The sequence below is a fragment of the Cyanobium gracile UHCC 0139 genome, assembly GCF_034931325.1.
Lineage (GTDB): Bacteria > Cyanobacteriota > Cyanobacteriia > PCC-6307 > Cyanobiaceae > Cyanobium > Cyanobium gracile_B.
In genome coordinates this window covers 71082-90988 of the sequence record NZ_JAYGHX010000004.1, presented here as the reverse complement: position 1 = coordinate 90988, position 19907 = coordinate 71082, and the positions used below count along the sequence as shown (strand labels likewise).

The window sequence follows — 19907 nt, the reverse complement described above, 5'->3', positions numbered from 1 at the left end:
TGGTTGCCATGTCAGATTGTTTTGGGGACTATTTGCGCAGCATCGGCCGCATCCCCCTGCTGACACCAGCCGAAGAATTGCATCTCGGCGCCCTGGTTCAGGGCTGGCGCTCCCGGTCGGCCCCGGCCCCCAGCGAGGAGCGGCGAGGGCGCCGCGCCTTTGCGCGCATGGTGACAGGCAACCTGCGCCTGGTGGTGTCGATCTGCAAGCAGCAGCACAACCGCATCCGCCAGATGCATCTGGATCCGATGGATCTGGTGCAGGCCGGCAACCTCGGCCTGATCCATGCGGTGGAGCGCTTCCTGCCCGAGCGCGGCTACCGGTTCTCCACCTACGGCTCCTGGTGGATCCGCCAGGCGGTGCACCGCCATCTTCAGGAAACGACCGGTCTGATCCGGGTGCCGCCCCAGATGGCGGCCCTGGCCCGCAAGGTGCAGGCCCTGCGCCATGCCTCCCCGGAGCCCCTGACGCTGGCTGCGATCGGTGCCCAGCTGGGGGAGAGTCAGCGACGGCTGGAGACCGTGCTTCAGGCCTCCCATGACCTGCAGACCCTCTCCCTCGATCAGGCCCTGGGGAGCACCGACGGAGAAGTGAGTCTGACGGACCTGATCGGCGACCCCAGGGAGCCGGGCCTTCAGGACGATTACCTCTGGCTGCACCGTGCCCTCACCCGGCTGTCCCCGTTGGAGCGCCGGGTGCTGCGCCTTCGCTATGCCGACGCCGAGTCCCCGTCGCTGGCGAAGATCGGCGAGAGCATCGGTCTGTCCAAGCACAAGGTGCAGCATGTGGAGCGCAAGGCCCTGCTCGGGCTGCGGCGATGTTTGGCCGAGGAACCCTGACCGGCGCGCCGATGGCAGGTCATACGGTCCGACCACTGATCAGTCGGGCCGCAATCACGATCAGGGCAATGACCAGCAGCAGATGGATCAGGCCGCCCAGGGTGTAGGACGTCACCAGTCCGAGCAGCCACAGAACCACCAGAATGACGGCGATTGATTCCAGCAATGGGTCCTCCTTTTGGTGGTGATGCGTGGGTGACGCGTGGGCGGATGGGCCAGTGGTCTGATGGGCCGCTTACTTGATCTTGTTCGCCAGTTTGTCGGTGGCATCACTGGCCTTGCGGGCCACGTCCCTGGTGCCGTCCTTCACGGCTTCGGCCGCGTTCATGGCGGAGGCCTGCACCTGCTTGGCTTTGCCCTTCACCTGGTGACCCGTGTCACCGGTGATTTCGCCATAGGCCGATTCCATCTTGCCTTCGGCTTCCTTGGCTTTGGCGCTCATCTTGTCGGACATGGTGGCGAGGGCGACGGGGGTGAGGGATGGGGCATGGCTGGCCATGGCCATGGCTGGCCACTGGATCATCAGGGAGATAACCATGGCGGCCATGGAGGCGAGCGTGAACAGGCGTTGGCGGATGCGAATTCTCATCGGATCTGGCGTTGAGGTGGTTCACCTCTTCTCTACTGAGTGCGACGCCCCGCGAAGATTTCGATTGTCGCCATCCGGGCCGCAGGAGGCGGCCTTCGGCAGCTGTTCAGTGGTGTCAGTCCGTCTGGGCTCTGTAGCGATTCATCTCTTTTCTGCAGCACTCTGCGTCGTTTCTGCCATAAGCAGCCAGATCCGTGGTCAGGCCCCATGAAAACCACCCGTCTGGAGGCCTTCAGTGACGGTGTCCTGGCCATCGTCATCACGATCATGGTGCTGGAGATCAAGGTGCCCCAGGCCACCGAACCGGCGGCCCTGGTGCCCCTGATCCCTGTCTTTCTGAGCTATCTGCTGAGTTTCATCTATATCGGCATCTACTGGAACAACCACCACCACATGCTGCACACCCTGCAGCGGGTCAGCGGCCCGGTGCTCCTGGCCAACCTCCATCTGCTGTTCTGGTTGTCGCTGGTCCCGTTCGCCACCGGCTGGATGGGCCAGAACCACCGGGCGATCGCCCCTTCGGTCCTCTATGGCGCCGTGATGATGATGGCGGCCCTCGCCTATTTCATCCTCCAGGGGCGGATCATCGCCAGCCAGGGCCCCGACTCCCTGCTGCGCCGGGCCGTCGGCCGCGACTGGAAGGGGCACACCTCCCTGACGCTCTATCTGGTGGCGATGCTGGTGAGCCTGCGCTCCCCGGGCGTTGGCCAGGCGGTCTATGGGCTGGTGGCGCTGATGTGGCTGATCCCCGATCGCCGCATTGAGCGGGTGCTGTCCGACTAAGCGCTCAGAACGTGCACCAGCTCCTCGGCCGCGAAGACGGCCGCCTGCGCCAGCAGGCGCCGTTCCTCCTCATCCGCCCGGGTGCAGGCGAAGCCGTAGCGGGCCCGCACCCGCTCGGAGGCCTGCCGCAGCGCCAGGGTTCCCTTCGCCCGCAGCTCCGCCACGGTCACGGTCTGGCCTGGGGCGAGGTGCTCGAGGATCACGGTGGAGGGGGAATAGAGGCGGCTCCTGCCCCCGTCCGGCCATTCCAGTGTCAGCTCCACTTCCGGCATGGCGCCCCCCACCACCCAGCGAGGCCATTGTGTGCCGGGCCCCTTCCGGTTGCGGTGGCGATCACGACAGGTTGATCACGGCCGCCCGATCAGGGCAGCGCCCCGAAGCCGGTGAGCGGCGCCTCTCCTCGCCAGATCTCCTGCTGCTGCCCCCCCGCCGCCAGCACCAGCCGGCGCTCCGCCGTGAACGTGCCCACCTGGGCCAGCAGCAGGCCGCCGCAGGCGGCCACCCGCTCCGCCAGCCGCCCCTCCTGATCGGGTCGGGCGGCCAGCAGGAAGCCGAAGCTGGGGAAGCAGGTGAGCCAGGGCTCCAGCGCCACCCCATCGGGGGGCAGGATCGCCGCCAGATCCAGGCTCAGGCCGCAGCCGGCCGCCTCGCAGACCATGGCGGCGGTGCCCACCAGGCCGCCCATGCTGATGTCCTTGGCGGCATGGACGCTCCCATCGGCTGCCAACTCCGCCATCAGGGCCAGCTGGCGCCGCAGCCGGGCGGGCTCGGCGTCGGTGGCCGCATCCCAGCAGAGGGAGTCGCCGCGGAAGCCGCCGTTGGGGTCGATCAGCAGATGGCAGTGGTCGCCGGCCCTGGCGGCGCGGGCCGAGAGCACCGGGCCGGACGCCGTGCCCAGCACGGCCACCGCCAGGGCGTCGTAGGGGCTGTGCAGGTTGGTGTGGCCCCCCACCACCGGCACCCCGAACACCTCCGAGGCCCGGCGCAGGCCCGTCAGGATCGGTTCCGCCTCGGCGGCGCTGCGGCACCAGAGGCTGTTCACCACCGCGATCGGCGTGCCGCCCATGGCGGCGATGTCGCTGAGGTTCACCAGCACCCCGCACCAGCCGGCGAACCAGGGGTCGGACGCCACCAGGGCCGGGTCCAGGCCCTCACTGGCCAGCAGCAGTGGCGTGGCCACCGCCGGCAGCAGGGCGGCGTCGTCGCCGAGGGCCGCGGCGGGACCCAGCTCGGGAAAGGGCTGGTGGGGGAAGGTGGCCGCCGGGGACTGGATGTCGGTCTTGCCGGTGAGCCCGCCCAGGCGGCGCAGCCGGCCGGCGAGGGCCGCCAGATCAGGATCCTGCGGCCCGGGGCGACTCACGCCGCCGCCACCCCCGCCGGCTCGCCCACCGCCAAGGGGCGCCGTTCGTGGCCGGGCTGGTAGTAGGCGAGGTCGGCCTCCATCAGGTGGTGGGGCAGGCCGCGGATCTCCAGCGTGTCGATCGAGGTCCAGTGCAGGCGCTGGAAGAAGCGCACGTTCTGGAGCTGCACCGTGGCCAGGAAGCGGTCGCAGCCCCAGCCGTTGGCCGTCGTCACTGCCTTCCAGATCAGGCCCTTGCCGATCTGGTTGTGGCGGCGGTGGTCGCCGTGCACCCCGAGCCGACCGCCGTACCAGAGGCCGGGCCGCTCCTCCAGGATCCGCACCACCCCCACCACGCCGCTGCCGCTGCCGGTGCTGTGGTCGAGGGCGGCGATGGGATAGGCGTGGCCATCCTTCTCATCCCGGTCGGTGGCCTCGAACAGATGCTGCTCCTGGCAGAAGATGGCGCTGCGCAGCTGCCAGTAGCCCTCCTCCAGGGGCGTGCCGCGCCGCAGCAGATGGAAGGAGAAGCGCTGGGAGCTGGCCGTGGGCGAGAGGCGGAAGTCCTCGGCCTCGATCGCCACCCCCCGCCGCACCGAGGGGGTGAAGGCGGCCGGCGCGGAGCTGGCGCTGCGGCCGATGTCGTGGCTGGAGGGGTCGATGAAGAACATGGCCGCGCTCAGGGTGTGCCCGGCTCCGGGCCGGCTTCGAACAGGGACAGGGCCGAACAGGCGCCGCACTTGGCGCAGCCGGCCGCCATGGCCTCGGACCTGAGGTCGGAGGCCCGCAAGCGGTCGCCCACGGCCGTGTAGACCGCCACCATGAAGTCGGTGGAGGGGGCGGGATGGGCCTCCAGGGGGGTGCCGGCGATCGGCACGAAGGGCACCACGAAGGGGTAGACCCCCAGGGCGATCAGCCGCTCACTCACGGCAACGAGGGAGGCGGCGCTGTCCCCCAGCCCGGCCAGCAGGTAGGTGGACACCTGGCCGCGGCCGAACACCGCCACCGCCTCGGCGAAGGCCTCCATGTAGCGCTCCAGCCCCAGCTCCGATTTGCCGGGCAGAATCCGCCGCCGCACCTCCTCTTCCACCACCTCCAGGTGCATGCCGAGGCTGTCGACGCCGGCGTCCTTCATGCGGCGGTACCAGGCTGGGTCTTCGGGGGGCTCGCACTGGGCCTGGATCGGCAGGTCCACCTGGGCCTTGACGGCGGCGGCGGTCTCGGCCATCAGCCGGGCGCCCCGGTCGTCGCTGTTGGGGGTGCCGGTGGTCAGCACCAGCTGGCGCACGCCATCCAGGCGCACGGCCGCCTCGGCCACCTCCGCCACCTGGGCGGGCGTCTTTCGCACGAGGGTGCGGCCATCCTCCAGCGACTGCTCGATGGCGCAGAACTGGCACGACTGGGTGCGGTCGCGGAAGCGGATGCAGGTCTGCAGGAGGGTGGTGGCCAGCACGTCCCGGCCGTGCAGCAGGGCGATCGAGCGGTAGGGGATGCCCTCGGCGGTGGTCAGGCCGTAGAAGCGCGGCTCGGGCGGGGTCTCCACGGCCAGGGCCATGGTTTCGCCGCCGGTTTCGCCGCCGGCTTCGCCGCAGGCTGTCGCCGTGCCGCTCACCTGCAGTCCGCCGCTGAAGTCAGCCTCCAGCCGGTAGGGCGAGCTGCCGGCCAGGGCGTTGTAGACGGGCACCATCACCGTGGTGCCGTCGATGCTGAGGGCGCGGTGATCGGACGGGCCGGCGCCGCCGCGGCGGCCGGGGTTGCCCGGCACCGCCGGGTCGACCACCCCGTGCACCTGCAGTTCGGTGAGCCGCCGGCCCAGGGCGCGGCGATCGTGCTCAGCCATGGTGCAGTTCCTCCAGCACCGGCAGGCTCAGGGGTGTCAGGTCGCCACCGGACTCGATCGGGCGTTCCTGCAGCTGGCGGGCGTGGCTGCGGTCGATCAGCAGAGCCAGCAGGTCGGGGCGGCTGTAGTGGCCGACGCTGTCCATCATGCGTTTGCGTTTGGTGATCAGGCTCAGGTCGAGTTCGGTGATGGCCAGCCCCTCGCCATCGGGCAGCGGCCCGGCCAGGTAGCGGCCCTCCGGGCTGATCACCGCCGTGTGGCAGCCCCCCTGGCAGGCCTTCTGCAGCACCGGATCGGGCGTGATCCGCTCGATGTCCTCCGGCTCCAGCCAGGCGGTGGAGGACACCACGAAGCAGCCGGCCTCGAGGGCGTGGTGGCGCAGGGTGACGGCGGTCTGCTCGGCGAAGATCGGTCCCACCAGCGAGCCGGGGAACTGGGCGCAGTGGATTTCCTCGCCCTGGGCCATCAGGCTGAAGCGGGCCAGGGGGTTGTAGTGCTCCCAGCAGGCCAGGGCGCCGATGCGGCCGAGGGCGGTGGCCACCACCTGCAGGCCGGCCCCATCGCCCTGGCCCCACACCATCCGCTCGTGATAAGTGGGGGTGAGCTTGCGGCGCTTCAGCACCAGCTCACCGGTCGCATCGATCAGCAGCTGGGCGTTGTACAGGCTGCCCCCGTCCCTCTCGTTGATGCCCAGCAGCACGTGCAGGCCGAGCTGGCGGGCGGCGGCGGCGATCCGGCCCAGGGCCGGGCCGGGCACCGTCACCGCCTGCTCGTACAGCTTCAGGTGCGACTTCCCCATCAGCACCGGCGGCTCCACGAAGGAGAAGTAGGGGTAGTAGGGCAGGAACGTCTCCGGGAAGACGATCAGCTCCACCCCGGCCGCCGCGGCCTCCTCCATGGCCGCGACCACCCGCGCCACCGATCCCTCCAGGCTGTAGAGCACCGGACGGATCTGGGCGGCGGCGACGGTGACCGTGGCGGGCATTCAGAGCGTCCAGGTGTCGAGGATGAAGGCGCCTTCCTTGCGGTGCAGCAGCACGATGTCGAGCACATCGAGGGGGTTGACCGGGGTGATTCCCGGGATCAGGGCGCCTTCGCCGTGGCCGTAGAGGGCCTGGAGGGCGAAGCGGCAGGCGTAGACCTTGCCGCCCTGGTCCATGAACTTCTGGATGCGGGCGCCGAAGTTGAGGTGGCCGTCGAAGGCGGCATCACCGAGCTTCGGGAAGCCCCGCTGCAGCCCCAGGGTCACGCCCGGGCCGTACAGCAGGATCGAGGTCTCGAAACCCTTGTTGATCAGGCGGCTGGCCTGCAGCAGGTTCACCAGGCCGATGGAGCCCTCGAAGGCCACGGTGTGGAAGGTGACCAGGGCCTTCTCACCCGGTTCGGCCTTGACGTCGGGAAAGACCTTCTCCTCGTAGTCGACGAGGAACTCACCCGTCTGGTTGGCGGGACGGCTGACCTGGGGCATGGGGAGGTGCGGTCGGATGGATCGGCATGGGGGACCGTGCCATGGATGAACTTTTGTTCTGTGTCGCCGATGCCACCGAATCCCGGCGTCGGGTAGCGGTACTCACGGCGCCAGCCAATCCGTGCCGGTCGTTACAGGAGGTATCGCCTGCGGCGGCCAGCATCGGCTCTCGTTCAGGCGCCGGTGTGGCTGTGGCAGGGGGTTCGGAGTCGGCGCAGCGGCATGCTGTGGTGGTGGTGGGTGGCGGCCAGGCGGGCCTGTCGGTCGCCCATTGCCTGCAGAAACGGGGGGTGCGGCCCCTGGTGCTGGAGCGCCACCGCATCGGCCATGCCTGGGCCCGCCAGCGCTGGGAGTCGTTCTGCCTGGTCACCCCCAACTGGCAGTGCCGCCTGCCCGACTTCCCCTACGACGGCGACGACCCCCAGGGCTTCATGGGCCGCGAGGAGATCGTCCGCTACGTGCAGCGCTTCGCCGACCACATCCAGGTGCCCGTGCGCGAGGGCGTGGCGGTGAACCGCCTGCAGGCGAGTGGCAAGGGGTTCCTGCTCTCCACCGATGAGGGCGCCATCGAGGCGGAGCAGGTGGTGATCGCCACCGGCGGCTACCACCGCCCCCGGCGCCACCCCCTCGCGGCCCGCCTGCCGGAGGCGATCCTGCAGATCGATGCCCGCGACTACACCAGCCCTGAGTCGCTGCCCGCCGGACCGGTGCTGGTGGTGGGCAGCGGCCAGTCGGGCTGCCAGATCGCCGAAGACCTCTTCCTGGCCGGCCGCCGGGTGCACTTGAGCGTCGGCAGCGCCCCCCGCTCCCCCCGCCGCTACCGCGGCCGCGACGTGGTCGACTGGCTCGATCGCATGGGCTACTACGCCATGCCGATCGACCAGCACGCCGATCCCAAAGCGGTGCGGGGCAAGACCAACCACTACCTCACCGGCCGCGACGGTGGCCGGGAGATCGACCTGCGCCGGCGCGCCCTCGAGGGGATGGTGCTGCACGGCCGCCTGGCCGACCTCGGCCACGACCGCATCCGGTTCGCCGGCGATCTGGCCGCCAACCTCGACGGGGCCGATGCCGTGTACAGCCGCATCTGCCGCAGCATCGATGACCACATCGCCGCCCAGGGCCTCGATGCCCCCGAGGAGCCCCCCTACGTCCCCTGCTGGACGCCGCCCCCGGGTCCGCCCGAGCCCCTCGACCTGGCCGCCGAGCCCCTGGCGGCGGTGATCTGGTGCACGGGCTACCGGCCCGACTTCTCCTGGGTGGAGGTGCCCGTGTTCGACGGCGCCGGCCATCCGGTCCACGAGCGCGGCATCACCCAGGTGCCGGGTTTCTACGTCCTGGGCCTGCCCTGGCTGCATACCTGGGGCTCGGCCCGCTTCTGCGGCGTTGCTGAGGATGCCGAGTACCTGGCGGAGGCGATCCGCCTGCGGGCCTCGCGCCAGGCCGCCAGCCAGGAGCGGCTGGAGTGCACCGCCCTGCTGGGCACCTGAGCCCTCAGGCCACCAGAGCCGACCAGGTGAAGGCCAGGCCGATGCCCATCAGCAGACCGGCGGTGATGTTGACCGCACCGCTGGAGGCTCTGCGGCGCCAGCCCCGCACGGCCGTCAGGGCCACCAGCAGCAGCAGGCTCTGGCTCACCAGCAGACCCACCAGGTAGAAGCCGATCGGGGTCGGCTCCCAGCCGAGGACGGCGCCGCTGAGGGCGTAGCCGTGCAGGAGGAAGGCGGGCACCAGCACGGCGGGAGGCAGGCGCCGGGCCAGCACCAGGCCGGTGAGGGTCACCGAGAGGGCCACCAGCGGCTCGATCCAGGGGAAGCCCGGCAGGGCCAGCCCCAGGGCGTTGCCCACCAGCCCGCAGCCCAGCAGGGCCAGCACCCAGCGGAAGGGCTGGACGATGCCCACCAGGCCGATGGCCAGCAGGAACAGCAGATGGTCGGGGCCCAGGATCGGGTGGGCCAGGCCGCTCAGCAGGCCGGACACCACGCCCGGCTTCATGCCAGTGAGATCCATCAGGTGGTGCGCCGAGGCCGGGGCGGCCAGCAGCAGCGGCAGCGCGCACAGAGCGACGAGGGCGATGGCCCGGGGGGCGAAGGGCCGGGCGACGGGTCGCGGGGCCAGGGAAGCCTGTTTCATGGGATGTCTCCGGTCCTCGCCGGAAGCGAAAGTTTCGAGTGGGGGTGAGCGTTCTGACTGAGGACGCCGGGGCGGGGGCCACGGTGTCCATCACAGCTGCGGGACAGCGGCGGACTTGGGTCACCCCGCACCGCCTTTCCTCCTTGCGTCCTCCCCGTGAAGGGGAGGAACCTCCTGCGGGCCATCCTCCCCCCTGACCGGTCAGAAGCTGCGGTCATCGGGCGGCAACGTCACGGGCTGCGGGCACAATGGGCACACGGTTCCCGGGGTTCACCTCCGGGAGGAAACGAGGAAAGTCCGGTGCACGGCAGGGTTCTCCCTTCCATCATTCCGGCGCTGTCCCGCAGCTGTGATGGGGTCACCCTCAGCCAGAACGCTCGCCGTGAACCGTTCCTTCCAACCCCGGCGCGGACCGGGATCCTCGATGACCCAAATCTCCGGCCTTCGCTCCTGGACCCTGCTGGGCAGCGCCGCCGCCCTCGGTTTTGTTCTTATCGGCCAGCCGGCCCAGGCCCACGGCCTGGCCCACGGCGGCCTTGGCTACGGCTTCCTCCACCCGATCACCGGGGTGGACCACCTGCTGCTGCTGATCGGTGTGGGCGCGGCCGCCTCCTACGTGTCGGCCCAGCTGCTGCTCTGGGGACTGGCGGGCGCGGTGCTGGGGGGCCTGGCCGGGGCCATGGGCTTCACGATGCCCTTGGCTGAGGTGCTCGCCGCCCTGGCGATCTCGGCGGTGTCGCTGCTCGTCCTGCTGTCCCACCGCGAAGGGCGCAGCCCCGGCCTGGCCTTCGCTGGCGGCCTGGTGGCCGCGGCGGTGGCCCTGCATGGCGCCCTGCACGGCGGCGAGGCCCCGGCCGATGCCTCGGCCCTTGGCTGGTGGGCCGGCGCCCTGGCCGCCTCGGTGCTGGTCAGCGGTGGTTCCTTCCTGCTGATGCGCCGTCTTCCCCTGGTCTGGACCGCCCGCCTGGCCCTGCTGCTGGCGGTGCTCGGCGGCGCCCTGGCCCTCGTTCCCCTGACCGCTCAGGCCGGCTGAGGCCCCCGCGCCAGGGCCGCCGCCAGCGCCAGGGCCCCCTGGCAGGCATCGCCGGCGGCCCCCACCAGCCGGCTGCCCGGCAGGGCCAGGGTCAAGCTGCGACCGAAGGGGCCCCGCAGCTGCTCCAGGTGGTGCAACGCCCCGCCCATCGGGCACACCGCCGGAGCCACCAGATCCAGGCTCCGGGCCACTGCTGCCGCCATCGCCGCCAGCGCCCCAGCATTCCGCTCCATCACGGCGACGGCCTGGGGGTCGCCCGCAGCCGCCAGTCGGTCGAGCACCGGAGCCAGCCGGGCAAAGCCGGCGGGGCCGAACCCGTCGCCCACCACCAGTGCCTTGAGCCGCTGGGGGGATCCGGGGTCGTCGGTGTCCAGATCCAGGGCCTGCCACAGGGCCCGCCGCAGGCGGGTCTCGGCCAGGCGGCCATCGGCCATCTGCAGGCTCAGGGCCAGGCCGTCCCGGCCGATGTCCATGGCCGAACCGGCCCCATCCAGCAGCCAGCCCCAGCCGGCGCAGCGGTGCTCGCGGCTTTGGCCGTCGCGGCCGACGGCGATCGTGCCGGTGCCGCTGATCACCACGATGCCGGGGCCGGCAGGGAAGGCCCCGCGAAGGGCGGTGCGCTCGTCGCCGGTGACCGCCACCCGCTCCGGGGCCAGCCCCAGGGCGGACGCCGCCAGGGCCTGCCCCTGCTCCTGCACCGCCGTGCCCTGCTCGATGCCGCTGGCCCCCACGGCGGCCGCCACCAGCACGGCAGCGTCGGCCGCCGCCAGGGGCGCCATGGCCTGGCGCAGGCTCTCCCGCAGGGCTGCCGTGAAGCGTTCAGGTCCCTCCGGGGCAGCCAGGTGGCAGACGCCGGGACCGTCGCCTTCGCCGACCACCTCGCCCGGCCCGGCCGGCCCGCCATCGCCGGCCAGGGCCAGGCGGCAGGTGGTGTGGGTCTGGCCAGCGTCGAAGCCGGCGATCAGTCGCATGGCGCTGGATCCTTCTCCTGAGCTGAGGAGGCTGCCGCGGCGGCGAGGGTGGCGAGGCTGAACAGGGCGATCAGCTGCACCTCCGGCCGGAAGAAAATCGTGTCGGTGAGGCCCTGCACCCCCAGCCCGGCGAACACGGCCACCGCCGCCAGGCACGGCAGGGCCAGGGGGGCGCTGCTGCGCCACTGGGCCAGGCCCACCTTCACGGCGCTCAGCAACAGACCCAGCCCCGCCAGCAGCCCCGGAATGCCGGTCTCCACCAGCAGTTCCAGGGGGATCGAGTAGGCGCTGAGGGCGTTGAACTTGGGCTGCTGATACAGCGGATAGATCAGGTTGAAGGCGCTGTTGCCGGGGCCGATGCCGATCCAGGGGCGGTCCTGGATCATCGCCAGGGCCGAGGTCCAGACGTTCATGCGGAAGTTGTTGGAGCTGTCCTCCCGGCCCGCCAGCAGGCTCATCACCCGCACCCGCAGCGGCTCCACCTGGGTGACCAGCAGCACCAGCACCACGGTGGCGCCGGCCAGCAGCAGCAGGGGGAACAGCCGCCGCCACAGGGGCGGCCAGTCGCGGGTCTGGCGCAGCACCAGCAGCAGGGCCATGACGCCGAGGGAGGCCACCATGCCCATCCAGGCGCCGCGGCTGTAGGTGAGCACCAGGGCCACCAGGCCCAGCACCAGGCTGGCCAGGGCGAACAGGCGCCGGCCGCGCCCCTGCCAGCGCAGCAGGGCGACCACGGCCAGGGGCAGGATCGGCAGCAGGTAGCCCCCCAGCAGGTTGGGGTTCTCGAGGGTGCTGTAGATCCGCACCGTGCCTTCGGCCACCGAGTTGCTGTCCGACCAGCGGGCCAGGGCACCGGGGGCCTCATAGAGCTGGCGGATGCCGATCACGCTGGTGACCAGCTCACCGGCCAGCAGGGCGCCCACCAGCCGGTCCCACCACACCGGGACGGAGGCCAGCAGCTGGCGCATCAGGGCGTAGACGCTCAGGTAGCTGAGCAGCTTGACCAGCCCCACCAGGGCGGCCTTCGGCACGGGCGAGAAGCCGGTGGCCACCACCGCCACCGCGATCACCAGCAGCAGCCAGGTGTTGATGGCGCCGAGCCGGCCTGGCGGTGTGCGCAGGGCCCAGACCACCCAGAGCAGGGCGGAGGCGGCGATCAGCAGGCTGAGGCCCGCCCGGGTCACCAGGGGCAGCCCGGCCAGCAGGGCGCAGAGGATCCAGCCCGCCAGCAGGGGCAGATGGGCGCCGAGCCGGCCGGCGGGCAGCCCGGCCAGCAGCCCCTGCCAGCGCAGCAGCAGGGGCACGGGAGCTGGGGCAGGCACCATCAATCCGCTTCAGCGTCGTGGCGATTATCGACGCCACGGGTGGTGGGCTCCAGGTGGGCTTCCAGATCGGCCAGTGGCGGCAGGGGGGCGGTGCTGCGCCGGTAGAGGCTGCGGTGCACCGGCTTGCCCTCGGCCAGCACCTGGGCTTCGCGCTCGGTGGCCACCGGCAGGGGGTTCACCGTGGGGCCGCACTCCTCGGGCCCCGCCAGCTCGAAGGCGCCGCTGGCCTCCACCAGTTGCCGCATCGGAGCGATCAGCGCTTCCACATCGCTCTGCAGGAACAGGCGGCGGCCGGGGGCGAGGGCCGCGGCGATCGCCAGCAGCAGGGCGGGCTGCAGCACCCGGCGCTTGCGGTGGCGCAGCTTGAACCAGGGGTCGGGGAACTGCAGCGTCACCAGCTCCAGCTGCCCGGGGCTCAGCTGGGCCAGCCATTCGGGCAGGTTGACGTTGGCGTTGCCGTAGAGGAAGCGCAGGTTGGCGAGCCCGTCCCGGCGGCGGTCGGCCTCGGCGGCCTCCACCAGGGGCCGGCGGATCTCCAGGCCGAGATGGTTGCGCTGCGGCGCCAGGGGCGCCATGGCCAGCAGGAAGCGGCCCCGGGCCGAGCCGATGTCCAGGTGGAGGGGCAGGGAGGGATCGGCGAACAGCTCGATCAGCGGCGGCAGGGGCCGTGCCAGCTGGTGGATCCGGCTGAGGGGGTTGACGTGCTGGCGCACCATCAGAGCGGCGCGGCGGAGCCCCCGGGCGGGTCGTTGGGCACCAGGAACCCCCAGCTGGCGGTGTAGCCGTGGAGGTGGGTGGTGCCGCCGACCGGACCGATCTCGCCGTTGCAGAACAGGCCGGCGATCGGCACGGTGCCGAACACCTCGCGGCAGAGGCTCACGTCACCGTCGGCCTGGCCGTAGAGGCCTTCGCCCCGGCCCAGGCAGGCGAACAGGAAGGCGGCCAGGGGCTCGCTGCGGCGCCGGGCCTGGCCGGCCAGCAGCTGGCGGGATTCATCCCGGGAGGCATCGGCATCGCGGAGCTGGAACTGCACCTTCTGGCCCACCCGCATCCGTTCCCCCACCGCCACCGCCCCGTTGCGGGGATCGACGCCGATCAGGTTGCGCACCAGGAAGGAACCCGGGGCGTCGGCTACGGGGGTGAGGTCGGCGCTGGGGAGGCTGAAGTCGCTGCGGCCGACGCCGAGGAAGAGGGAATGCTTCACCTGCTCCCGCTCGGCGGGGGTGAGGTCAGTGAGGATCGACTGCAGGGCGGCCACGGGGCTGTTGCGGGTGCTGCCGCAGCTCACCTCGATGACCACGTTGCGCTGGGCCTGCTCCACCTCCAGCACCGGGCCGATGGGCCGGCAGCCCTGGGCCACCAGTGGATCGAGCCGCCAGGCCCCCTCGATCACACAGCCCACCGCACCGTTGCGGACCGTGTCGGCGGGGTCGCTGTCACCGGGGGCCCCGCTGCCGAACAGCAGCGAGCCGTGGGCGGCGCTGTGGGGGCCGGCGATGCCCCCCACCTTGGTGATGTTCGGGTAGGCGTAATCCAGGCCGCTGATCAGGTCGTTGATGGCGGTGCCGGTGGGATCGAGCAGCAGCAGCATCGACTGGCCCTCCTCCAGCTCGGCCCCCACCCGTTCGCGCCACGGCTCGGCCGGACCATCGAGGTCGGGCAGGGCGGTGGTGTCGATGGCGAAGGGGCGCAGACGGGCCCCGGGAAGCCGCAGCAGGGTGACGGCCAGGGCCGGCTGGTGCTCGATTTCATGGGGGACCCCCGCCGGATCGGTGCCCACCACGCCGCCGCCGACACAGCCCAGCCAGTGGCCGGCGCTGAGCTTCTGCTGCAGCAGGGGCAGCAGGCGGGGCAGATCGCTGGCGTAGCTGGCGGAGGCGAACACCAGCGCCAGGTCGGCCTCACCGGCCCCCCGGAGCTGCTCGAACACCTGGTTGACGGCTTCCTGTAACGAGGGATCCCGGCCGAGGGCGGTGCGGCACCAGGGGGCGGCGGGGCGACGCTGCAGCCAGGGAAAGGAGGGGAGGGAACCCATGAACGGACCCTATCGCCTGGGGGGCACACGGATAATGGCGCCTTACCGAACCAAGCGGACGTGCCGGAACAGCTCTATCGCTCCCTGGTCTGGCTCGACGTGCGGCTGGGAATGCTGTTCGCCGTGGGGCTGCCGCTGGTGCTGCTCCTCTGGGCCGTCCTGCGCCGGGAGCAGGCCCTGGTGCGGCTGATGGGCCTGTACTGGAAGGTGGCGAGCCTGCAGCTGATCGCCCTGCTGCTGCTCACCGACAACCGCCCCACCGGCTTCCTGCTGCTGGTGGTGGCGCCACTGCTGGTGGTGGCGAGCCTGTGGTTCTGGGTGGATCTCAACGAGGAACTGGCCGACATGCCCCCCTGGCGGGCCCTGCCGCTCACCCTGCGCATCTGGCGCTGGAGCCTGACCCTCCTGTCGCTGGCGGGGGCGAGCCTGGCCGTGACCGCCCTGCCCTGCATGGGCGGCGCCGGCGCCACCCTGCGCCTCTGCCGGGCCTGGCTGGAGGCGCCGCAGGGGCTGCACGGCGTGGTGGCCCGGGTGTTCGCCTTCGTGTTCGGCGGGGCGTGGACACCGGGGGTGGCCGCCTTCGTGGGTTACGCCGCCCTGGTGGCTTACGTGGTGGGGCTGTTCCAGTGGCTGGTGGTGCGGCTGCCGCGGCTGGGCCGGGTGGCCGGCGAGTTCTGAGTTGTGCTGCGGAGCTGTCCCCCATGACCGACGCCGCCTCCCCCTCCGTTGCCGCCCTGCTGGCCGCCCTCGAAGAGATCAGCCGCCAGCGTCCCGACCGGGTGCTGCGCCTGGTGGGCACCCTGCCGGCGCCGGGGGAGGACCCCGCCGGGCCGGACGAACCCTTCGAGCTGCTCATCTTCCGCGGCTTCTCCAGCAGCGTCACCCACCCCACCGCCTTCGACCCCGACCAGCCGGCCCTGCCGGTCTCGGCCAGGATCACGGCGGCCATGCTGCTGGCGGGACCCCTCAACCCCAGCGACGAGCGCTGCCTGGCGGGGCCGCTGCCGGCGGCGACCTACCTGGATCCGGGGGCCTGGGAAGGAGCGGCAGGAGGCTGAATCGGCGACCTGCCCGGTCGCTGGGGGGACGCCATCATGGAGTGGTCGTCAACAGCCGTTGGCGGATCCAGAGACCAACCAGGACATCCCGGCCATGCCCTGTCTCCCCCCTCACGGCCGCGTTGATTGCAACCTGTGCTTTGAAGGCAAGCCAGTCGTTTTCGACAAGACCAAGCGCACCCAGGGTGATTGGCGAATCACAAACAATCCACTCGCCTGGGGAAGTACCTCGCCTGACATCGTGGTGCTTGGCTTCTCAAAGGGGCCGACCCAGGCGGGTTCCTTGGCCACCACACCGCACGACAAGATTGCCTTCAAGAAGGGTCGTGGAAACGTCGCCAAAATCCTTGCCCATCTCGGATTGTTGCCGGAAGTGCCTGAGGAGAGGCGCAGCCAAGCCGTGGATGCATGGATTGCAGACCCATCCGGACGCTTTCATTTTGGCTCTCTGGTGCGCTGCACGGTCGAGCGCTTCGACAGAAAGTCAGCGGGGTGGAAGGGGTCTGGGGGTGGAATGCTCGATCAGTTTGTGGCCCTGCCGTTTGGGCACGACGTGGCCACCAGGTGTGCCACCCGCTTCCTCGGTTCCCTGCCTGAGACGACGAAGCTCATCGTCATGTTCGGCTTGGGTACTGCCCTCAACTATGTCGACGCAGCCATGAAGATAGTGGAGCTTGCCCGGCCCGGAGAGTGGCGAAAACTGAATGATGTGAGCTATACGGATGGGAGGGTTGTTGTGGTTCATGTCGAGCACTTCGCCTCCCAAGGCTCGTTGATCCCTGACTGGCTTGGACGGACGGGCAAGCCCCGCGCGCGCCTGGGGCGCCTGGCACAGGAGTCCGTCCAGGCCGCCCTAGGGCGAGAGATGTTCATCCTCTGAGCAGCAGCCTGAATTGCTTTGGGGATCAACTCCCTCTTGAACTTGAAGCGGTACGGATGATCCCCCACGTCCGATTGGCCCGTCCCGTGACGGATCTGCACCGCAAGGAAGTGTTGTGCTGCGACGGTCTGGGCCTCACGCGTCTCGACCATTTCGATGGCCGCGACGGCTTTGATGGGGTGATGCTGGGTGAGCCCGGCGGAACGGATCACTTTGAATTCACGTACTGCCGCACCCATCCCGTCGCTCCATCATCCACCCCGGAAGACTTGCATGTGTTCTTTCTTCCAGACAGGCAGGACTGGCTGAGCCGCTGTGAAACCATGCAGGCGGCGGGATGGGCGCACCTTTGAAGATCACGACGGCTATCGGATCGTGCTGCAGGGCGCACCCTGGCATCGATGAGCCGCGGCAGCGGCGGTGATGGAGGGCTCGATGGAGGGCCTCGGTAGAGTCGCCGCCTGAGAGCCCACGATGCGTTTGTTCCTGCCAGCCCTTCGATGCCTGGTTCCTCTGGGCGGTCTGGCGCTGGCGCTGGCCCTGCCTTCAGCGGCCCGTGCCGGCAGCTGCGAAGACAGCTTCGCCCAGAAGGGCAACCCCCTCTCCGGGACGCGTTTCAGCGCTGAAGTCTCCGTCGACGACCTGCCCGTGCCGGTGGCGATTCGCCAGCTGCGCGGCATCGCCGCCACCCGCGGCTACGACATCCTCAGCGAAGAGGCTGACGACGGCAGCATGCTGCTGGAGCAGCCCCGAGCGGGCTCCGCCCGGCCGTTCCCGATCATCGCCACCGCCCTGGCCGAGCAGGCCGCCGCCCGGGTGAAGCTGGAGGCGAAATTGCCGGCGGGCATGCTGGCGGGGGCCGGTGGGGCGCGGACCGAACTCTGCGCCATGCTGAACGCTCTCAAAGGGGGCCCGGAAGGCCTCGCCGCCGCCGAGCGCAGCGCTGGGGCGGTGTCTTCGGCCGGCCCGGTGGTCATCGATGCCTTGATGCTGTCGCAGCAGATCTCCCAGGAAGCCGACACCAACGCGGCTGTGATTCCCACCCGCTACCAGGGCAAGACCTTCACCATCAAGGGTCGGGTGGCCCATGTGGCCAAGGACGGTGGCGCCTACCGCATCGATTACGACATCCCCCGCTCCACCAACGACCTGGCCCTCCAGTTCGGCAAGTTCCGCTTCCTGACCCAGATCAGCTGCCTGGCCGCCAAGGGCCAGGGCGCCTATGCCCTCTCGCTGCGATCGGGCCAGGGCATCCGGCTGACGGGCCAGTACAAGGATTACGACCCGTCCCGGCACGTGATGTGGTTCGAGGGTTGCCGGCCGGTGGATTGAGGCCGTGACAGCCGGGTGAACATCCTGTTCTCCATGCATGGCGAGGCGGGCCATCATCTGGGCACGTTCCGGCTGGCCAGGGCGCTGGCGTCCCGGGGCCACCGGGTGACCTACCTCGGGCTGCCCCGGGTCCGGCAACTCGTCGAAGCTCAGGGCTTCGCGTTCATCGCCTTCGCGGAGGATCTCTTCACCACGTCCGGTGCCGCGCAGCAGAGCCCGGCGGCGGCGGCGGCCCTGTTCCGCCGCTACACCACCGCCATCGTCGACGGCCGCCTCGATGCCTGTCTGCGCTCGGCCCGGCCGGACCTGCTGCTGTGTGATGCGTTCCTCTGGTACGTCGCCCTGCGGGCCCAGCGGCTGGGCCTCCCCACCATCGGGATCTCCACCTCGCTCTTTCTCTTCGACAATCCCCGAATCCCCCCGGCGGTGACCTCGATCAGGCCGGGCCGGGGCGTGCTCTCGGCCCTGCGGATCTCCCTGGCCTGGAAGATGATGCACCTCAGGCATCTGGTCACCAAGCGCCTGGCCTCCCGGCTGGTGGGCGCCTACCGGGCCCCCCTGCGCATGCACCACCTCACCGACACCTTTGCGTGGGTGGCCCGCCAGTCCGGCGTCCGCCTGCGGCGCCACGTCACCCACCGGCTCGATGAGATCGGCCCGCACCTGATCCTGCCGGAGCTGGTGCTGTGTCCGGCCGCCTTCCAGCTGCCCGGCCCCCGGCCAGCGGAACGGCGCCATTGCGGCGATTTCATCGATCTGCAGCGGCAGGAGCCGCCGCTGCCGTTCGATCCCTCCGGCCGGACGATCATCTTCTGTTCGCTGGGCACGAGCGCGGCGGCCTACCGGCAGGCCCGGCGCTTCTTTGCGGCCGTGGCCGAGGCCAGCGCCCTGGCACCGGAGTGGTTCTTCGTGCTGCACATCAGCGATCCCGCCCTCATCGGCGCGTTGGCGTCATCCGCCAACCTGCTGGTGGTGCCCTGGATTTCCCAGCTCACACTGCTGCGCCATGCGGCGGTGATGGTGCACCATGGCGGGCTCAATTCGATCATGGAATGTGTGCACCGTGAGGTGCCCATGGTGATCCTTCCCTGCGCCAGGGACCAGCCGGGCAATGCCGTCCGGGCGGCCCATCATCAGCTGGCCCTGACCGCGGATGTGCGATCGATCACGGGCGACCGGCTGCGGCGGCTGATCGGGGAGGCGATGGGCGATGCGGCCTTGAAGCGGGGGCTGCGCCGCCTGAAGGATCAGATCGAACAGGAGCGTGGCCTGGAGCAGGCGCTGGCGTTCATCGAAGGTTTCACGGCCGGCTTCACGGCCGGAGGCAACAGCGACAGGCCTTAAATGATTCTGTCGCATCGTGATGTCGTGCTACGTTGAATCAGGCTTCCTTGGATGTCTCGATCATGGCAGCCCACCCGCTGACGCACCACCGGTTGCGGGATGTTCGTGTTCCCACGTACATGATGGAGATCACGACGGTGGTGGGCTGCAAGGTCAACTGCACCTTCTGTCCCCAGAAAAGTCTCCTCAGCCAATACAGAAGCCCGAAACGCAAGCTTTCCTTCGACGACTTCCGACTGGCGCTCGACAAGATGCCGGAGGATGTGATCATCATCTTTGCCGGTTTTTCCGAGCCGTTCCTCAATGAGGACTGCACGCGGATGATCCTCCATGCCCACCGCAAGGGCCACCCCCTGTGTGTTTTCACCACGGCCGTCGGCATGACGCTGGCGGACGTCGAGCAGATCAGGGCGATCCCCTTCAGCGCCTTTCCCCATGGGGGCTTCACCATCCATCTCCCCGATGCCAGGCGGCTGGCGAAGATCGATGTCACGCCGGAGTACCTGGAGGTGCTCGCAGCCCTGAAGGCGGCCAACATCGAGAACTTCTCCGTGATGGCGATGGATGCCATCCATCCGGATGTCGCCGCCATCTTTCCGCCCGCCAGTGTGTCGCTGCCGACGATGAATTCCCGTTCGGGCAATCTGGAGAAGCAAGGTGTCACCGAAGACTTCGTGGCCTCCTCCCATGAGGGCCCCGTGATCTGCGGGCGGGATGAATACATCTACAACAACGTGATGCTTCCCAACGGCGACGTTGTTCTCTGCTGCCAGGATTACCACATGGACCATGTGCTCGGGAACATCTTCGAGCAATCGTTCGCCGACGTCCTCCCCCGCCCCATCCCCGGTTACGACCTCTGCAGGACCTGCATCTACGCCATCAAGCTGCCCCAGAACTTTCCCGTCTTCGATTTCGCCAAGGCTCCGGCCTGAGGC

Annotated in this window: 24 protein-coding genes and 2 riboswitches; of the genes, 11 read left to right on the top strand and 13 right to left on the bottom strand. The window is 70.1% G+C overall.

What is annotated here, in order from left to right:
* Positions 1–8 precede the first annotated feature (8 nt).
* Entirely contained in the window at positions 9–839 is an 831-nt protein-coding gene (locus VB738_RS08090) for a sigma-70 family RNA polymerase sigma factor (protein WP_323305265.1), read from the top strand.
* A 19-nt stretch (positions 840–858) separates the two neighbouring features.
* On the opposite strand, the gene VB738_RS08085 is transcribed toward VB738_RS08090, so the two are convergent.
* Both VB738_RS08085 and VB738_RS08080 read right to left on the bottom strand, forming a co-directional pair.
* Entirely contained in the window at positions 859–1005 is a 147-nt protein-coding gene (locus VB738_RS08085) for a lmo0937 family membrane protein (protein WP_323305264.1), read from the bottom strand.
* A 69-nt stretch (positions 1006–1074) separates the two neighbouring features.
* Complete coding sequence (locus tag VB738_RS08080) at positions 1075–1428, bottom strand: CsbD family protein (protein WP_323305263.1); 354 nt, start codon at positions 1426–1428, stop codon at positions 1075–1077.
* Between the two features lie 207 nt (positions 1429–1635).
* On the opposite strand from VB738_RS08080, the gene VB738_RS08075 reads away from it, so the two are divergent.
* A complete protein-coding gene (locus tag VB738_RS08075; protein WP_323305262.1) occupies positions 1636–2211 on the top strand; it encodes a TMEM175 family protein in 576 nt (191 codons plus the stop codon).
* Here VB738_RS08075 and VB738_RS08070 read toward each other — a convergent pair.
* From VB738_RS08070 to VB738_RS08045, 6 genes are all read right to left on the bottom strand, one after another.
* Positions 2208–2483, bottom strand: a complete 276-nt coding sequence (locus VB738_RS08070) for an MSMEG_0570 family nitrogen starvation response protein (RefSeq protein ID WP_323305261.1) — start codon at positions 2481–2483, stop codon at positions 2208–2210. The two genes, VB738_RS08075 and VB738_RS08070, sit on opposite strands and share 4 nt — an antisense overlap.
* An 89-nt stretch (positions 2484–2572) precedes the next feature.
* Complete coding sequence (locus VB738_RS08065) at positions 2573–3571, bottom strand: sll0787 family AIR synthase-like protein (RefSeq protein ID WP_323305260.1); 999 nt, start codon at positions 3569–3571, stop codon at positions 2573–2575.
* Positions 3568–4221, bottom strand: coding sequence for an MSMEG_0567/Sll0786 family nitrogen starvation N-acetyltransferase (locus VB738_RS08060; RefSeq protein ID WP_323305259.1), 654 nt, complete (start codon positions 4219–4221; stop codon positions 3568–3570). Before VB738_RS08060 ends, VB738_RS08065 begins: the two co-directional genes overlap by 4 nt.
* An 8-nt stretch (positions 4222–4229) precedes the next feature.
* Entirely contained in the window at positions 4230–5390 is a 1161-nt protein-coding gene (locus VB738_RS08055) for an MSMEG_0568 family radical SAM protein (protein ID WP_323305258.1), read from the bottom strand.
* A complete protein-coding gene (locus VB738_RS08050) occupies positions 5383–6375 on the bottom strand; it encodes a Nit6803 family nitrilase (RefSeq protein WP_323305257.1) in 993 nt (330 codons plus the stop codon). The genes VB738_RS08055 and VB738_RS08050 overlap by 8 nt, the downstream gene beginning before the upstream one ends.
* Positions 6376–6858, bottom strand: a complete 483-nt coding sequence (locus tag VB738_RS08045) for an MSMEG_0572/Sll0783 family nitrogen starvation response protein (protein WP_094585861.1) — start codon at positions 6856–6858, stop codon at positions 6376–6378.
* Positions 6859–7043: 185 nt separating this feature from the next.
* On the opposite strand from VB738_RS08045, the gene VB738_RS08040 reads away from it, so the two are divergent.
* Positions 7044–8348 (top strand): MSMEG_0569 family flavin-dependent oxidoreductase, encoded by a 1305-nt coding sequence (locus VB738_RS08040; protein ID WP_323305256.1) that lies wholly within the window; start codon positions 7044–7046, stop codon positions 8346–8348.
* Positions 8349–8352: 4 nt separating this feature from the next.
* On the opposite strand, the gene VB738_RS08035 is transcribed toward VB738_RS08040, so the two are convergent.
* Complete coding sequence (locus VB738_RS08035; RefSeq protein WP_323305255.1) at positions 8353–8991, bottom strand: HupE/UreJ family protein; 639 nt, start codon at positions 8989–8991, stop codon at positions 8353–8355.
* A gap of 25 nt (positions 8992–9016) precedes the next feature.
* A riboswitch (cobalamin riboswitch) is annotated at positions 9017–9181 on the bottom strand.
* 50 nt (positions 9182–9231) lie between these two features.
* A riboswitch (cobalamin riboswitch) is annotated at positions 9232–9391 on the top strand.
* A gap of 24 nt (positions 9392–9415) precedes the next feature.
* Between VB738_RS08035 and VB738_RS08030 the strand changes: the two genes are divergently transcribed.
* Entirely contained in the window at positions 9416–10024 is a 609-nt protein-coding gene (locus tag VB738_RS08030) for a HupE/UreJ family protein (RefSeq protein WP_323305254.1), read from the top strand.
* Here the strand turns inward: VB738_RS08030 and VB738_RS08025 are convergent.
* The 4 genes from VB738_RS08025 to VB738_RS08010 are packed head-to-tail and all read right to left on the bottom strand — an operon-like array spanning position 10012 to position 14355.
* Positions 10012–10995, bottom strand: a complete 984-nt coding sequence (locus VB738_RS08025; RefSeq protein ID WP_323305253.1) for an N-acetylglucosamine kinase — start codon at positions 10993–10995, stop codon at positions 10012–10014. The two genes, VB738_RS08030 and VB738_RS08025, sit on opposite strands and share 13 nt — an antisense overlap.
* Positions 10986–12320 (bottom strand): IctB family putative bicarbonate transporter, encoded by a 1335-nt coding sequence (locus VB738_RS08020; RefSeq protein ID WP_323305252.1) that lies wholly within the window; start codon positions 12318–12320, stop codon positions 10986–10988. Before VB738_RS08020 ends, VB738_RS08025 begins: the two co-directional genes overlap by 10 nt.
* Positions 12320–13033: a tRNA (guanosine(46)-N7)-methyltransferase TrmB gene (trmB, locus tag VB738_RS08015; protein ID WP_323305436.1), complete on the bottom strand. Its 714-nt coding sequence runs from the start codon at positions 13031–13033 to the stop codon at positions 12320–12322. Before trmB ends, VB738_RS08020 begins: the two co-directional genes overlap by 1 nt.
* A gap of 2 nt (positions 13034–13035) precedes the next feature.
* On the bottom strand, positions 13036–14355 hold the full coding sequence (locus VB738_RS08010; RefSeq protein ID WP_323305251.1) for an FIST signal transduction protein: 1320 nt from the start codon (positions 14353–14355) through the stop codon (positions 13036–13038).
* A gap of 60 nt (positions 14356–14415) precedes the next feature.
* On the opposite strand from VB738_RS08010, the gene VB738_RS08005 reads away from it, so the two are divergent.
* The 7 genes from VB738_RS08005 to VB738_RS07975 all read left to right on the top strand — a co-directional run bounded on the left by VB738_RS08005 (position 14416) and on the right by VB738_RS07975 (position 19904).
* Positions 14416–15033 (top strand): DUF3177 family protein, encoded by a 618-nt coding sequence (locus VB738_RS08005; protein WP_323305250.1) that lies wholly within the window; start codon positions 14416–14418, stop codon positions 15031–15033.
* 23 nt (positions 15034–15056) lie between these two features.
* Positions 15057–15413 carry a hypothetical protein gene (locus VB738_RS08000; RefSeq protein WP_323305249.1) on the top strand — a complete coding sequence of 119 codons (357 nt, stop codon included), beginning with the start codon at positions 15057–15059 and terminating at the stop codon, positions 15411–15413.
* 58 nt (positions 15414–15471) lie between these two features.
* Positions 15472–16293 (top strand): hypothetical protein, encoded by an 822-nt coding sequence (locus VB738_RS07995; protein ID WP_323305248.1) that lies wholly within the window; start codon positions 15472–15474, stop codon positions 16291–16293.
* Between the two features lie 86 nt (positions 16294–16379).
* Entirely contained in the window at positions 16380–16646 is a 267-nt protein-coding gene (locus VB738_RS07990; protein ID WP_323305247.1) for a hypothetical protein, read from the top strand.
* A gap of 127 nt (positions 16647–16773) precedes the next feature.
* The gene (locus tag VB738_RS07985; protein WP_323305246.1) at positions 16774–17625 is read left to right on the top strand and encodes a hypothetical protein; all 852 of its coding nucleotides are present in this window, start codon (positions 16774–16776) and stop codon (positions 17623–17625) included.
* Positions 17626–17640: 15 nt separating this feature from the next.
* On the top strand, positions 17641–18969 hold the full coding sequence (locus VB738_RS07980; protein WP_323305245.1) for a glycosyltransferase: 1329 nt from the start codon (positions 17641–17643) through the stop codon (positions 18967–18969).
* 62 nt (positions 18970–19031) lie between these two features.
* Complete coding sequence (locus VB738_RS07975) at positions 19032–19904, top strand: radical SAM/SPASM domain-containing protein (RefSeq protein WP_323305244.1); 873 nt, start codon at positions 19032–19034, stop codon at positions 19902–19904.
* Positions 19905–19907 lie beyond the last annotated feature (3 nt).

What these genes read in the sequence shown, in the direction of transcription:
- VB738_RS08090 (WP_323305265.1), top strand. Translation starts at nt 9, where the DNA reads ATGTCAGATTGTTTTGGGGACTATTTGCGCAGCATCGGCCGCATCCCC.
- VB738_RS08080 (WP_323305263.1), bottom strand. Translation starts at nt 1,428, where the DNA reads ATGAGAATTCGCATCCGCCAACGCCTGTTCACGCTCGCCTCCATGGCC.
- VB738_RS08075 (WP_323305262.1), top strand. Translation starts at nt 1,636, where the DNA reads ATGAAAACCACCCGTCTGGAGGCCTTCAGTGACGGTGTCCTGGCCATC.
- VB738_RS08070 (WP_323305261.1), bottom strand. Translation starts at nt 2,483, where the DNA reads ATGCCGGAAGTGGAGCTGACACTGGAATGGCCGGACGGGGGCAGGAGC.
- VB738_RS08060 (WP_323305259.1), bottom strand. Translation starts at nt 4,221, where the DNA reads ATGTTCTTCATCGACCCCTCCAGCCACGACATCGGCCGCAGCGCCAGC.
- VB738_RS08055 (WP_323305258.1), bottom strand. Translation starts at nt 5,390, where the DNA reads ATGGCTGAGCACGATCGCCGCGCCCTGGGCCGGCGGCTCACCGAACTG.
- VB738_RS08050 (WP_323305257.1), bottom strand. Translation starts at nt 6,375, where the DNA reads ATGCCCGCCACGGTCACCGTCGCCGCCGCCCAGATCCGTCCGGTGCTC.
- VB738_RS08045 (WP_094585861.1), bottom strand. Translation starts at nt 6,858, where the DNA reads ATGCCCCAGGTCAGCCGTCCCGCCAACCAGACGGGTGAGTTCCTCGTC.
- VB738_RS08035 (WP_323305255.1), bottom strand. Translation starts at nt 8,991, where the DNA reads ATGAAACAGGCTTCCCTGGCCCCGCGACCCGTCGCCCGGCCCTTCGCC.
- VB738_RS08030 (WP_323305254.1), top strand. Translation starts at nt 9,416, where the DNA reads ATGACCCAAATCTCCGGCCTTCGCTCCTGGACCCTGCTGGGCAGCGCC.
- VB738_RS08025 (WP_323305253.1), bottom strand. Translation starts at nt 10,995, where the DNA reads ATGCGACTGATCGCCGGCTTCGACGCTGGCCAGACCCACACCACCTGC.
- VB738_RS08020 (WP_323305252.1), bottom strand. Translation starts at nt 12,320, where the DNA reads ATGGTGCCTGCCCCAGCTCCCGTGCCCCTGCTGCTGCGCTGGCAGGGG.
- VB738_RS08010 (WP_323305251.1), bottom strand. Translation starts at nt 14,355, where the DNA reads ATGGGTTCCCTCCCCTCCTTTCCCTGGCTGCAGCGTCGCCCCGCCGCC.
- VB738_RS08000 (WP_323305249.1), top strand. Translation starts at nt 15,057, where the DNA reads ATGACCGACGCCGCCTCCCCCTCCGTTGCCGCCCTGCTGGCCGCCCTC.
- VB738_RS07975 (WP_323305244.1), top strand. Translation starts at nt 19,032, where the DNA reads ATGGCAGCCCACCCGCTGACGCACCACCGGTTGCGGGATGTTCGTGTT.